The 13,804-nt window shown below is 40.3% G+C and carries 11 protein-coding genes; 10 read left to right on the top strand and 1 reads right to left on the bottom strand.

The window, feature by feature from the left end:
* Positions 1 to 171 precede the first annotated feature (171 nt).
* From ACZZZC_RS14995 to ACZZZC_RS14965, 7 genes are all read left to right on the top strand, one after another.
* Complete coding sequence (locus ACZZZC_RS14995) at positions 172 to 3,387, top strand: SusC/RagA family TonB-linked outer membrane protein (protein WP_463487513.1); 3,216 nt, start codon at positions 172 to 174, stop codon at positions 3,385 to 3,387.
* 18 nt (positions 3,388 to 3,405) lie between these two features.
* Positions 3,406 to 5,205, top strand: coding sequence for a RagB/SusD family nutrient uptake outer membrane protein (locus ACZZZC_RS14990; protein WP_463487512.1), 1,800 nt, complete (start codon positions 3,406 to 3,408; stop codon positions 5,203 to 5,205).
* Between the two features lie 162 nt (positions 5,206 to 5,367).
* Positions 5,368 to 6,357, top strand: coding sequence for an alpha/beta hydrolase fold domain-containing protein (locus ACZZZC_RS14985; RefSeq protein WP_463487511.1), 990 nt, complete (start codon positions 5,368 to 5,370; stop codon positions 6,355 to 6,357).
* A 171-nt stretch (positions 6,358 to 6,528) separates the two neighbouring features.
* Complete coding sequence (locus tag ACZZZC_RS14980) at positions 6,529 to 7,146, top strand: hypothetical protein (protein ID WP_463487510.1); 618 nt, start codon at positions 6,529 to 6,531, stop codon at positions 7,144 to 7,146.
* 53 nt (positions 7,147 to 7,199) lie between these two features.
* A complete protein-coding gene (locus ACZZZC_RS14975) occupies positions 7,200 to 8,192 on the top strand; it encodes a pectinesterase family protein (RefSeq protein ID WP_463487509.1) in 993 nt (330 codons plus the stop codon).
* Between the two features lies 1 nt (position 8,193).
* A complete protein-coding gene (locus ACZZZC_RS14970) occupies positions 8,194 to 9,117 on the top strand; it encodes an alpha/beta hydrolase (RefSeq protein WP_463487508.1) in 924 nt (307 codons plus the stop codon).
* A 42-nt stretch (positions 9,118 to 9,159) separates the two neighbouring features.
* Positions 9,160 to 10,803: a glycoside hydrolase family 28 protein gene (locus tag ACZZZC_RS14965; RefSeq protein ID WP_463487507.1), complete on the top strand. Its 1,644-nt coding sequence runs from the start codon at positions 9,160 to 9,162 to the stop codon at positions 10,801 to 10,803.
* Positions 10,804 to 10,894: 91 nt separating this feature from the next.
* On the opposite strand, the gene ACZZZC_RS14960 is transcribed toward ACZZZC_RS14965, so the two are convergent.
* Positions 10,895 to 11,755, bottom strand: coding sequence for a LysR family transcriptional regulator (locus ACZZZC_RS14960; RefSeq protein WP_463487506.1), 861 nt, complete (start codon positions 11,753 to 11,755; stop codon positions 10,895 to 10,897).
* Positions 11,756 to 11,827: 72 nt separating this feature from the next.
* Between ACZZZC_RS14960 and ACZZZC_RS14955 the strand changes: the two genes are divergently transcribed.
* The 3 genes from ACZZZC_RS14955 to ACZZZC_RS14945 are packed head-to-tail and all read left to right on the top strand — an operon-like array spanning position 11,828 to position 13,727.
* Positions 11,828 to 12,358, top strand: a complete 531-nt coding sequence (locus ACZZZC_RS14955; protein ID WP_463487505.1) for a GNAT family N-acetyltransferase — start codon at positions 11,828 to 11,830, stop codon at positions 12,356 to 12,358.
* 10 nt (positions 12,359 to 12,368) lie between these two features.
* Complete coding sequence (locus ACZZZC_RS14950; RefSeq protein ID WP_463482774.1) at positions 12,369 to 12,824, top strand: N-acetyltransferase family protein; 456 nt, start codon at positions 12,369 to 12,371, stop codon at positions 12,822 to 12,824.
* A 15-nt stretch (positions 12,825 to 12,839) separates the two neighbouring features.
* Complete coding sequence (locus ACZZZC_RS14945) at positions 12,840 to 13,727, top strand: DMT family transporter (RefSeq protein WP_463482773.1); 888 nt, start codon at positions 12,840 to 12,842, stop codon at positions 13,725 to 13,727.
* Positions 13,728 to 13,804: the final 77 nt, after the last annotated feature.

The following is a 13,804-nucleotide window of genomic DNA, read 5'->3' as shown; positions in this document are numbered from 1 at the left end:
TTTCATCTTCGAGGGCCCAAGCTAACCAATTAAATTATGAGGAAAAACTACAACATCTATTTCAAAAAAGAGGCTTTTCAACGAGTGAGATTATTGAAGAGCCCAAAAGCGCTAAGCCATGATAATTTCTGCTTACAGTTATTTAATTGTTCACCAATCAACTGATCGATTATGAAATACATATACATTTTTATAACCCTGATTTTGTGTTCAGCACAAATTGCATGGGCACAAAATCGAACAATTAAAGGGCAGGTAAACGATGAAAAAGGCGGTATAATAGTAGGGGCAACCATATCCTTAAAAGGCACCAACCGGGGAATTAATACAGATAGCGAAGGTAAATTTTCAATCGCAGTGCCATCTGGTGTGGCCACTTTAGTGGTTCAGTTTGTAGGTTATGTTAAAAAGGAGGTGAATATTGCTGCCGATGGTACGACTGCTAAAATTACGCTTCAGGATGATGTTAATGTCCTCCAGGAAGTTACCATTGTAAACGTTGGTTATGGTACAGTTTCCCGAGAAGCCCTTACCGGTTCTGTTTCTTCTCTTCGTGCTGATCAGATTAAGGATATTCCAATTAATTCTGCCGAACAGGCTCTTGCAGGTAGGCTTGCGGGGGTGCAGGTAACCGCTACCGATGGCGCTCCCGGAACCAACGTACAGATCAGAATTAGGGGTGGGAGTTCTATCACACAAGATAATTCTCCATTATATATTGTCGACGGAGTGCAGGTTGAAAATGCGCTTAGAGCACTGTCACCTCAGGATATAGAATCTATTGATGTGCTAAAAGATGCAGCCTCTACCGCCATTTACGGTGCGAGAGGTGCAAATGGGGTAGTATTGATTACCACTAAGACCGGTAAGCGTGGAAAAATGACCGCTAGCTACAATGGTTTTGTGGGCGCAAGTAAAATTTTGGGTAAGTTAGATGTGTTGGATGCGACTGATTACCTTAAATATCAATATGAGCGCAGCCGCGGAAATGTGCTTGATAGTACTTCGTTTGTGAATAATTATGGTCCATTTGATACCCTTGAAGTGTATCGTGATAAAGGCCGCGACTGGCAAAATGAGGTTTTCGGAAAAGTTGCTTTGCAGCAAACGCATAACTTGAGTTTAAACGGGGGAGACGAAAAAATTAACTATAACCTAAGCTTAACCACCAATGGACAGGAAGGGGTGATGATTAATTCAGACTTCGACCGTAAGCTTTTAGGTTTCAAAATGGAGTTAAGGCCGAATCAAAAATTCAGAGCTGGTTTCAATGTAAGATATACTGATGAACGAATTAATGGTGCCGGCGTATCAAGCCCGGGTTTGGCCAGGGATAATTTCCTGAAGAATACACTTTCCTATCGCCCGATAGATAGTAAAAACCCAACAGATATTGATTTCTACGATGCCCAATATCTTGCAGTTTCCGATTTGAGAAACCCGGTGATTAATGCCACCGCGGTTTACCGAAAAACTTTTGGGAAGAGATACAACTTGTCGGGTTATCTAAGTTATGCATTAACTCCTGAAATCACCGCAAGAGTGACCGTAGGTTATGACAATAACAATTCCAGAACAAACAATTTCTATTCAGAAATTACTGGTCAGGCATCGCTTTATTCCGCAATGCCGATTGCTTCAATATTAACAGGGGTAGTAAATTCTTTAAATAATTCAAATACTGTTACTTACAGCAAGAAGAATATTGCAAAACATCATGATATCGATGTATTGATTGGTCAGGAATCTTATCAAACCAGGAATGAGCAGTTTAACGCCGAGACCAGATATTTCCCTTTAGGTATTAGTCCGGAAAAGGCACTATCCAATATGAATTTGGGAAATCCACCTGCAGGCCAGGCACAGCCGCGTCCTACAACGAACAATGTGATGGCCAGAACCTTTTCGTTTTTTGGTCGTGTGAATTATGGGCTAGACAAAAAATACTTGCTTACCTTAACGGCCAGGGCCGATGGTAGCTCAAAGTTTATGGATGGGCAACGATGGGGATTTTTCCCTTCAGGAGCACTTGCCTGGAGAATTTCTGATGAGAAATTTGCACAATCTATCAAACCTGTGATTTCTGATGCCAAGCTGAGATTGAGTTATGGTTCTACAGGTAATAACCGGATCAATGATTTTAGTTACTTACCGCTTTATTCTTCCAACACCTATTATGGATTGAATGAGCAACTTGTACCAGGCGTAGTACCCACACAGTTGGCTAATCCTAATGTGAAATGGGAAACTACAGTATCAAGAAACCTTGGCCTTGATTTAAGTTTTTTCAAAAACAGAGTGCAGTTTACAACTGATATTTATTACAACAGTACAAAAGATTTATTACTGCAAAATCCTATTCCACAAACTTCTGGATATACGCAACAAACCCAAAATATTGCGGCAACATCAAATCGTGGTATAGAGTTTCAATTGTCTGGATTGATTGTGCAAACAAAAGATTTTAGCTATTCAGCAAGTTATAATATGTCTTTCAATCGGAACAGGGTTGAAAAGCTTAATGATGGCATCACGAGTAAAGGTTATGCATCAGGTTGGGATAGCAATACAGGAAACGACTATTTAGTTGAAGTTGGAAAGCCACTTGGCCAGATGTACGGATACCGCTCAGACGGTTATTATAAAGTAAGTGATTTTAATTTTAATGCAACTACAGGGGTTTATACCCTTAAGCCAGATGTTGCTTCCTTTTTTGGTGTAACGAGAAGCACCATTCAACCAGGTACAATGAAACTTTTGGATTTGGGTGGCTCGATCAAAAATCCTGACGGTAGTCCGGCGATCCATACTGATGAAGACAGGACGGTGATAGGAAATGCAGCGCCAAAATTTATTGGAGGCTTGAATCAACAGTTTTCTTACAAGAACTGGGACATGAGTATTTTCGTGAACTTTAGTGTAGGGAATGATATTTACAATGCGAATAAAATTGAGTTAACCAACTCAAGATTACGCGGTGTAAACTTATTAGAATCTGTAAATGGCAGATTTACCACGATAGATCAAAATGGTAAGTCGATTTACAATAATCCTGCAAAGCTAGAGGAATACAATGCCAATGCAACTACCTGGCGCCCTTATGAAAACAGTAACCTGTTTACCGATTGGGCTGTAGAAGACGGATCGTTTTTAAGGATCAACAATATTACGCTGGGTTATACGCTACCGACTGATCTGGCGAAGAAAATTAAGTTGTCTAGCCTTCGTTTCTATGCTACGGTAAACAATTTGGCTACCATTACTGGTTATTCAGGTTTTGATCCTGAAGTAAATACCCGTACAAATGGAGGATTAACGCCTGGTGTAGATTATTCTGCATATCCAAGATCGAGAACCATCCTTTTAGGAATTAACTTAACTTTTTAAAAACTAAAATTTCAGCATATGAAATTCAACAATATTAAAAGATTTGCCTTTGGAGCGATGTTGGCATCTGCCATATTCAGCTTAGGCGCTTGTAAAAAGTATTTGGAAATTAAACCAGAATCTGCTTTTTCTCCTGAAGATATTTTCAGCAATGTTTCCAGTGCCAATTCGGCTATCATGGGCGTTTATCAGCTCTTAGCCGGAGATGATGGTTATGGCCAGCGGCAGTCATTGGTGTTTGTAAACGATACCGACGAGTTTTCAAGAAGTGGGGATGTTGATGCAGGTGCCCGAGGACTTGCCCGCTACAGTGCCGATGCCGGAAATGGTGAGCTTGCCGCTACTTTCACCAGAGGGTTTCAGGGAATTGAACGTGCCAACTTATGCATCAAATATATCCCTCAAATGGCAGCTTATAACAATGGGTCTGTTTCAGATAAAAAAGAACTGAGAAGACTTTATGCCGAAGCCCTGGTGCTTAGAGCAATCTATTATTTTGACCTGGTTAAAAATTGGGGCGATGTGCCCATGCAATTGGAACCTTCGGTTTCAGGAATGGACTTTAACCTTAGTAAAACCAATAGTGATGTCATTTACGATCAGATTTTAGGTGATATCGCAGTTGCTGAGCGCATGTTGCCTTGGCGCAAAGAAACCACTATTGATGAGCGGATTACCCAGGGTGCTGCCCGTGGAATGAGGGCCAGAATTGCTTTGTTCAGAGGCGGATATCAGCTGCGCCGGTCGTCAAAAGTGATGGAACGTTTACCTGATTATTTAAAATATTACACGATGGCGAGAGATGAGTGCGATACGATAATGAAATCGAATCAACACGCCCTTAACCCTAGTTTTTATGATGTATTCAAAAAAGCCAACGAGCTAACTTTGGATAACGTATATGGCGAACGCATGCTAGAAGTTGCCCAGGCTGGTGGAAATGCCAATTATGACAGTAAACTAGGAAGAGCTAGCGGTACTCGTATTGCTGATGGATCTCGCTACGGACCTGGTGGTGGTGCATTAAACCCAACGGCTAGTTATTTTTATTCTTTTGATGTATCCGATCCGAGAAAAGAGGTGACGATTGCTCATTATAATATCGATGCGAATAATTTGAAAAGCCCGGCCAGAATAACGGAAATGAACGACGGAAAGTACCGTAGAGACTGGAGACCTATCATAGCAGGCGCTACCCAAACCCTGGGAATTAACTGGATTATGCTACGCTATTCTGATATTTTGTTGATGTACGCAGAAGCCGTAAACGAAATTAATGGATCGCCTGATGCATCGGCAATAAAAGCCTATGAAGATGTGCGCAAGCGGGCTTTCTCAGCAAATCCTGGTAAAGTAGGTGTAACCCCGACTTCTAAAACGGCTTTTTTTAATGCAATCGTACAGGAAAGATCATGGGAATTAGGTGGCGAAGGAATCAGGAAATATGATTTAATACGATGGAACTTATTGGGAGCAAAACTTGCTCAAGCCAAAGCAGAAATGACGACGATTGTGAATACGCCAGCTAAATATGCGAGGTATTTGTATTACAGAAATGTGGGGGAAGAGTTCGAATTCCTACCGGGAACAGGTTATTATCTGCCTGATCCTGCCGTAGCACCTGCGCCATTATACAATGCCACTACCAATCCAACGGGATATATCCGTATAGATTGGAGGCAGAATTTAACCACAACAGCTGGTGGCGCAATAGAAAAATTGGGGCGTACTTTTCAATCTAACCATTCCGAAGTTTTACCTATTCATAGGAGTATTTTGGATTTGAACCCCAACCTTAAACAAGATTATGGATATTAATTGCAATATCCCCTCTCAAAGCTGATGATTAAAATACAATGCCTGGCCTGAAGGTTGAGAAATTCGACGGCCTGGCTTTGTACCCTCAATGCAATGGAGACAAAGGTTTACTCCATTATAATTTCGGGAATCTATCATACTATCACTATCATTCAGGAAAATATGAGAATAAAAGTTTTGTTGGGCTTTGCTGTAACGGCCATTAATTTAACTGTATGTTTTGCACAGAATAGCACAACCATACCAAAAGACTCCTCTTACAATGCGCAAAAAGTTTACAGTCAAATTCACAAAGATTATCCTTACGCCACGTTGGTTAAAGATGAATTGCCTGCTAACTTTAGCCAATTCAGGGATGTGATTTACACTACTTTGCCTAATACGCGTTTTGGAAAAAGAGATTTACATGCAGATATTTTTAGACCGAAAACCAAGAAGCTGTTGCCGGCTTTGATTATGGTTCACGGTGGAGGCTGGCGGTCTGGAGATAAATCAATGGAAGTTCCGTTGGCACAATTGATCGCAAAACAAGGCTTTGTTACCGTGCCGGTTGAATATCAGCTTTCCTTGGAAGCCCCGTATCCGGCGGCCGTTCATAATTTGAAAGCAGCAGTTCGTTGGTTAAAAACAAACTGGGAAAAATATGGTGTTGATACCAATAAAATTGCAATTTCCGGAACATCTGCTGGCGGTCAGCTGGCAGCGCTTGTTGGCACCACAAACGGCTTACCTCAATTCGAAGGAGATAGGGCTAATTCAATTGCTTCGAGTAAAGTTAATGCCATTATTGATATAGATGGTGTGATCAGTTTTATAGCTCCAAGTTCACTTAACCTCAATCGGAAACCCGATTCTCCAGATATTGCCTGGCTCGGAGGCAGTTTCCAGCAAAAGCCTGAGATATGGCGTGAAGCTTCTGCGGGTTATTGGGCAAATGAATCTACCGTTCCAATGTTGTTCATCAATAGCGGTTTTTCCCGATTTCATGCTGGTCAGGATGAGTTGGTGGGTAGCCTAAAAGAATGGGGTATTTACCAGGAAGTGCATAAGTTTAATGTGAAGATTCACCCGTTTTGGTTATTTCATCCCTGGGCTGATGAAACCGCTAATTATATTTCCGATTTCATGAAAAAGGTTTTCATGATGAAATAGTTTTGGTAGCTATGATTGAAATACAGAATTATCTATCTGCTTGTCTTACAAAAGCTTCAGATAGGTTTTTGCAAAGCTGAATAATTATTCGCTAAACCTAATTAACATTTATACAATCGTTGTTTTTCAATTGATCTCATCGGAGTTGCTAAACATTTAAAAAACTGAGAAATGATGTCAAAAATTTTATCTCAAGATCTTCAGTCGCAGTCGCTAACAGAGTTTGTTCAAAAAGCTGTACTTAATTTATATGGAGCATTACCTTCAATAGGTTGGTCAGAATTAAGCCGATCGGATACAAATTCCCCACTTAATCAGTTCGTTAAACACCTGAGGATTTCTGGAGCCCGGGTATTTATCAATAATGATGATTACTTTTTCTCGAGGGCATTTGGCCCCATTTCTGAACGCTTAAAAGGAAAGACCAGAAGAGATATTCGAAAATCACTTGCATTCTTAAGGATAAGAACCTACACCAACTTCAATTTTCGTGTTGCTGCAGGTGTGGCTTCTCATGGTGCGTTGTTCATCACTAAGCAAGATATGATTCAACTCCAATTGCTAAACCAATGCCGTTTCGCAAAGCTGTTTATTTATGAAGAGGACATTCTATCTAACTTTCATCAAGCCGATTCGGTACTTGCACAAAATAACCAAACCGATGGCTATTATGTTTCTGGCCCTAACAGTCTAGCTTTTACGCCTGTCAATTTTGTTAGAAATATTAGTGGTTTGACCGTTTATATCATCAGGAAAAAAGTAGTAGTAAAATCCAGGTCAGTGTTTTAAAAAAATCAACCGAAAAAAATACCCTATCTGTTAGAGATAGACAAAATAGATATATGAGAAAATTCCAACTATTCCTTTTTTTATTGATACTGCTAAGCCAGTCCGTTATCGCCAAGCAACCTGATATTAAATTCACGGTATCGCAGGATGGAAAAGGCGATTTTAAGACTATTCAAGAAGCCGTCAACGCTGTTCGCGATCACATGCAATTCAAGGTTTCAATCTTTGTCAAAGCGGGAACTTATCATGAAAAACTGGTGATTCCTGCCTGGAAAAAGAATATCATGCTTATAGGAGAGGACAAGGAAAAAACAATTATCACCAATGGTGATTATACAGGGAAACCTTTTCCCAGCAAAGACTTTACAGGCAATCCAAAATACGGTACCTACACTTCATATACCGTCCTGGTACAGGGAAATGATTGCAGTATAGAAAATATGACCATTGAAAATACGGCTGGTACGGTTGGACAGGCAGTAGCGCTGACCATTGAAGCTGATCGTTTCAGTGCCAAAGACTGCTCTATTTTGGGTCATCAGGATACGCTTTACACTTCCAAAGATGGGAGGTGTTATTTTGAAAACTGTTACATTGAAGGCACTACCGACTTTATCTTTGGCGAAGCTACCGCAGTGTTTTACAAGTGTATTATCAAAAGTTTGGCTAACTCTTATGTCACGGCGGCATCAACCACCAAAGAGCAGGCTTTCGGATACGTATTTTTGGAATGTCAGATGATCGCCGCTCCAGGAGTTCAAAAAGTTTACCTCGGCCGTCCTTGGCGGCCATTTGCAAAAACCGTTTTTATCCGCTGTGATATGGGATCACATATTGTTCCTGAAGGATGGCATACCTGGCCTGGAGATCCGTTATTTCCAGATAAAGATAAAACTGCATTTTATGCGGAGTACGGAAATGTTGGGCTAGGAGCTAAACTAACGGGTAGAGTGGCATGGTCAAAGCAGCTTTCTAAAAGAGAGGCAGGGGCTTACACAATCAAAAATATTTTAGGTAACTGGTTGCCAACTTTCAAATCGCTTTAAAATGTATTCGATAAAAATAGCTGCGTTTTTAGTTGCCTCCTGGTTAAGTTTTGCCAGTGCCCAGGAGTTCATTCCACTATATCCTAAAGATAAAATTCCAAATTCGAAGGGTACCACTAGAAAGGACAGTATTGCGAATGAACGGATATTTCGGGTAGCAAATCCCGGGATGTACTGTTATTTTCCTTCAAAGCAAGAAAATAAGGGGGCAGCGATAGTGATTTGTCCTGGAGGCGGTTACGAGCGTTTGGCCTATGTAATTAGCGGAATACAATTGGCCAAGTGGTTCAATACCATGGGCATCTCGGCGTTTGTACTCAATTACCGTTTGCCAAATGATGTCGATTTGATAGAAAATGCGAAGGCACCGCTTCAGGATGCACAACGGGCACTGAAGGTTGTTCGAAGCAATGCTTTAAAATGGGGAGTCAAGCCCGACAAAATCGGAATACAGGGTTCCTCGGCCGGAGGGCATCTGGCCAGTATGGCAGGAACCAGCCTAAACGATATATCGAAAATTGGTGATAGTTTAGATCAGGTATCGGCCCGGCCAAATTTCATGATTTTGGTGTCTCCAGTAATTGACATGGGAAAATACGCCCATAAAGGCAGCAAAAAGAACCTGCTCGGACCAGGAGCAGATGCTACATTGGAAGCCAAATATTCTACGCAGTTACTGGTAACCAAAGAAACCCCATCCAGCTTTATTGCCGTCGCATTTAACGATCAGGCCGTAGATCCACACAATAGCCTGCTTTTTTATCAGGCCCTGCTTGAAAACAAGGTACCGAGCAGTTTACATGTGTTTCCACAAGGGGCACATGCTATCGCTTTGAGAAACAACCCGGGAAGTGCAGACCTATGGACAGCACTCTGCGAAAAATGGATGTATGAAATGGATATCATTCCGATAGCACTCAAATAAATTAACAGAAAATTTTCGATTAAAAACATCAGCACACCAATTATGAAATCAAGGATATTATTGCTCACATTATTCACCCTTACCTGTTCGGCATTCGCTCAAAATAAAACCAGCTCGTTTTCCTGGCAAAATCTACCAAAGATCAGCAGACCAACATTTAAGGCTGATACCCTTTCAATTGCAAAATTGGGCGCTAAAAGCGATGGTAGATTTTTAAACACCGAAATCATCAATGCTGCGATTGCAACATGCAGTAAGAATGGAGGCGGCACTGTGTTAATACCTCAAGGTATCTGGCTTACAGGTCCGTTATATTTGAAAAGCAACGTTGAGCTGCACCTGGAAAGAGGGGCAAGTTTGATTTTTAGTAAAGATAAATCATTGTATAAGCTGATAGAGGGAGATTATGAGGGGAAACCGGCTGCCAGAAATGAATCACCGATTAACGGAAACGATCTGGTAAATGTGGCCATCACCGGGAATGGCATTATTGATGCAAATGGTGATGTATGGCGTGCTGTAGGCCAATCGCAACTTACAGCTTCACAGTGGTCTGCGAAAGTGGCCTCCGGTGGGGTGTTGAGTGATGACAAAAAGACCTGGTATCCTAGCGAGCAATTTAAAAAGACCCATTTAGAGGGTAAAAGCATGCTGCTTCAGGCTGGTAAACCGCTCGAATCTTTCAATGATATGAAAGATTATCTGCGCCCCAATCTGTTGGTGCTTAAAAATTGTAAAAAGGTATTGCTGGCTGGAGTTACTTTTCAGAATTCTCCAGCCTGGTGCATTCACCCGCTTTTGTGTGAGGATCTGACTGTCGAAAATGTGACCATCAAAAATCCTCACTATGCACAAAATGGCGATGGCATCGACATAGAATCCTGTACACGGTTTCTGGTTGAGAACTGTGTGTTGGATGTTGGAGATGATGCCATCTGTATCAAATCGGGGAAAGATGAAGAAGGTAGAAAGAGGGGAGTAGCCTGTGCCGAAGGGGTGATTCGTGGAAATACGGTTTATAGCGGACATGGAGCGGTGGTAATAGGAAGCGAGATGAGTGGTGGTGCAAAAGATATCTTTATAGAAAACTGCACCTTTATCGGTACAGACAAAGGCCTACGCTTCAAATCGACCCGTGGAAGAGGGGGTGTGGTGGAGCGAATTTATGCCAGAAACATCACGATGAAAGATATTCATCAGGAGGCGATTTTCTTCGACATGTTCTATTTTGTAAAATTTGCAACAGATGGTAAGCGTAACGATTCCCCGATAGTTAACGAGGGTACTCCTGTTTTTAAAAATATGTTATTTGAAAATATTACCTGCCAGGGAGCCAAGGTTGCGGTATTTATCCGGGGATTATCTGAAATGCCTGTTCAGAATATCGCCATACTCAACTCGAATTTAGTTGCCGAAAAAGGCATCGAACTTACAGATGCATCCGGAATTCGTTTCGATAATGTTGGCGTGTTTACGCAGAATAAAGCACCATTGATATCTGTTGCAGGGGTTAGGAACGTTCATCTGGATAAATTGAAGTTTTCTGCAGGAACACCGCTGCTATTGTCAATTGCTGGAGATAAAAATAGGGATATTGTGATTACCAATACAGATTTGAAGAAGGCCAATAAGAATCTGGAACTAAAAAATGGCGCTTCAGAAAAGGTGGTAACCCTAAGCAAATAATTTTCTATACATAACCAGCTAACTTCATTGTGTTTCAGAATAAAAGCGACTGTTTTTGAGTATTAACTTAGGTAATCTCAATGGCAGTCGATTACAAAATCAACTTTAATACATTGGAAAGAATCGGATTATGATCATCGGCCCGCCAATTAAGATATAGCTCAGTTTGGAAGGGAAGCTTAATAAATCGTAAACCCGGACTTTCGTGATAAGAATACGAATCTGGCAATACGGCTATCCCCAAACCTTTTCGCACTAAGGCAATAATAGTTGAGCCGAATTCAGAATGAAGGTAAACCTCGGGAACTAAATCAAAAGAATTAAATAGTTTTTGGATAATGTACCCATAACTACTTCCCTCATCTATAGTTGGAAGGATAAATTTTTGCTTTTCAAGCGTTTCCTTTGTTAAATCTTTGAAGGTTTGGTAGGGGTGATTTTCGGGTATCACTAAGGCTAAATGATCCGTATAAATTTTCTTTGATTTAAGTCCAGTGATCATATTAATATCTCTGGTTATTGCCAAATCGATCTTATAGTTCCTCAAAAATTCCTGTTGGTTTTCGTATAAAATCTGAAGGAGTTCAACCTGTAATTGAGGGTATTCGATAGAAATTTTCGCTAAAATATCGGGGATGATAGAAGCGGAAATTGAATCGGGATGGGCAATTTTTATGGTGCCACTTTCACCCAGATGAATCTGCTTTGCCGATTGATGGATATATTCAATCTCGCTCAACTGCACTTCCCATTTATCTTTTAAAAACCTGCCGGCCGGTGTTAGTTTTACATTCCTTTTGTTACGCTCAAATAGTAAAAGCCCTAATTCATTTTCTAACGATTGAATTTGACGGCTTAAGGCAGATTGCGTAATGTTCATTTTCGCTGCCGTATTCCAATAGTGAAGTTCACCTGAAAGGGCCAAAAAGTATTTGATTTGCTGGATGTTCATTAATGCAATTTAATCATTAATAATTGAGCAAATAGCATTTTATTGCATTTGTTGAATATGTAAATTTGGAATATGGAAAACATAAAAATACTTCCGGTTGAAGCTAAAGATGTGCTTCATCTTCAGGATATCAGCAAACTGACTTTCTCTCAAACATTTTCAGCTATTAATTCCGAAGAAAATATGGCCAAATATCTGGAGGAGAGTTTTTCTATTGATCAGCTGAATGAAGAATTGCACAATGAGTCATCACTATTTTATTTTGCAAAGTTGAATGATGAGGTGATCGGCTATATGAAACTAAATACAGGTGAAGCGCAAAAAGAGAACCAAAATGACAACGCACTTGAGATAGAAAGAATTTATGTATTGCAAGAATTTCACGGTAAGAAGGTCGGCCAATTGCTTTATCTCCATGCTATTAAAGTAGCCGGGGAAATGAGTGCAGATTATGTTTGGTTAGGTGTATGGGAGAAGAATTTTAGGGCCATTGCCTTCTATAAAAAAAATGGATTTGTAGCATTTGATCAACATGTATTTATATTGGGCGATGATAGGCAGATCGACATTTTAATGAAACTAGAATTAGCTAAGAACAAATAAAAGATTGACAATGAGCATCGTAATACGTAAAGCAGCGGAAGCCGACAGTGGGAAAATCTGGGTACTAATGAAAGAGCTGGCCATATTTGAAAGATACATAGATAGCTTTGCCATTACGCCAGAAATTGTAAAGGAAAATGGCTTCCATAAAAGCCCACCAGATTTCTATTGCCTTTTGGCCGAACATGAGGGTGTGATAGCAGGAATTCTGGTCTATTATTTTCTTCCTTACACCGCTCAAAACAAACCAGCCATCTATATGAAAGAACTGTATGTAGATGAAAACTACAGAGGACAGAAAATAGGTGAGCAGTTGATGCAGGCGCTAAAAGAAGAAGCGCTGTTGCATAACTGTGGACAGATTAAATGGACAGTCGCGAATTGGAATGAAGCTGGACAACGGTTTTATGAAAGGTTGGGCGCTCATAAAAATACTGATTGGCTGAATTACGAACTGGACTTATAAAACTTGTTTTTGTAGATGGAAAAAAGAAACTTACTACTGACTTTATTAATATTTGGGACAGCTTTTTGGGGCATTTCATTTTCTGTAACCAAGTTAGCGATAGGGACGGGGTCACCATCTACATTCCTTTTTTATCGATTTCTACTCGCCACACTGGTGCTCTCTATGGTCTTTTGGAAACATGTGATGAAGACCAAATTATCAGATGTAAAAACTGGAGTGCTGTTAGCTATACCTTTGTTTCTAGGCATACACCTACAAACATTGGGTATTAAACTATCTAGCGCTTCACAATGTGCCTTCATTGCTGGTATGACGGTAGTTATGGTGCCATTATTGAAGTTGGTACTTTATCGCAAAGCTGCATCAGCTAAAATTTGGATTGCTGCCATTATTGCACTGAGTGGTTTATTTGTGATCTCCATAAATGGGCAATTGAAAATAGGTAAGGGAGATTTGTATACGATTATTGGTGCATTTGGTTTTGCCATTTATTTAATTGCAGTCGAAAAAAAGGCAGCTGGAAAAAGTTTAGTTCCGACCATCGTTCCTATGTTTGCTACATGCGCAATACTCACCTTTGGTTTAGCAATTACCGATGAAAATGTTAATTGGTATCCTGAAACCAACACCTTTTGGATAGGTGTTGTGTATTGCGCATTATTTGCAACTGCTTACATGTATTCGATTTCTAATATCGCACAAAGATATATCAGTGCAGAAAGGGTATCTGTAATCTATCTATTTGAACCTGTATTTGGTGCCGTAGCTGCTTTTTTCATTCTAAATGAAAGTCTTTCTATGCGTTTACTTGTTGGTGGCGGATTGATTTTTTTAGCTACAATTATTTCTGAGGCTAATCTTAAAAAGCTGTTGAATAGAAATGTAAAATTGGCTAGTTAATCACGTCAATTTCAAAGCATCGATATCGATATTTGCAGTTTTATTGTCTGCAGTAGTCATGTCAAGAATTTGACTAT

Source organism: Pedobacter sp. AC212 (assembly GCF_979258625.1).
The sequence above is the reverse complement of the archived record's forward strand: the minus strand, read 5'-3'. Positions and strand labels throughout refer to the sequence as shown.

What these genes read in the sequence shown, in the direction of transcription:
- ACZZZC_RS14995 (WP_463487513.1), top strand. Translation starts at nt 172, where the DNA reads ATGAAATACATATACATTTTTATAACCCTGATTTTGTGTTCAGCACAA.
- ACZZZC_RS14990 (WP_463487512.1), top strand. Translation starts at nt 3,406, where the DNA reads ATGAAATTCAACAATATTAAAAGATTTGCCTTTGGAGCGATGTTGGCA.
- ACZZZC_RS14985 (WP_463487511.1), top strand. Translation starts at nt 5,368, where the DNA reads ATGAGAATAAAAGTTTTGTTGGGCTTTGCTGTAACGGCCATTAATTTA.
- ACZZZC_RS14980 (WP_463487510.1), top strand. Translation starts at nt 6,529, where the DNA reads ATGATGTCAAAAATTTTATCTCAAGATCTTCAGTCGCAGTCGCTAACA.
- ACZZZC_RS14975 (WP_463487509.1), top strand. Translation starts at nt 7,200, where the DNA reads ATGAGAAAATTCCAACTATTCCTTTTTTTATTGATACTGCTAAGCCAG.
- ACZZZC_RS14970 (WP_463487508.1), top strand. Translation starts at nt 8,194, where the DNA reads ATGTATTCGATAAAAATAGCTGCGTTTTTAGTTGCCTCCTGGTTAAGT.
- ACZZZC_RS14965 (WP_463487507.1), top strand. Translation starts at nt 9,160, where the DNA reads ATGAAATCAAGGATATTATTGCTCACATTATTCACCCTTACCTGTTCG.
- ACZZZC_RS14960 (WP_463487506.1), bottom strand. Translation starts at nt 11,755, where the DNA reads ATGAACATCCAGCAAATCAAATACTTTTTGGCCCTTTCAGGTGAACTT.
- ACZZZC_RS14955 (WP_463487505.1), top strand. Translation starts at nt 11,828, where the DNA reads ATGGAAAACATAAAAATACTTCCGGTTGAAGCTAAAGATGTGCTTCAT.
- ACZZZC_RS14950 (WP_463482774.1), top strand. Translation starts at nt 12,369, where the DNA reads ATGAGCATCGTAATACGTAAAGCAGCGGAAGCCGACAGTGGGAAAATC.
- ACZZZC_RS14945 (WP_463482773.1), top strand. Translation starts at nt 12,840, where the DNA reads ATGGAAAAAAGAAACTTACTACTGACTTTATTAATATTTGGGACAGCT.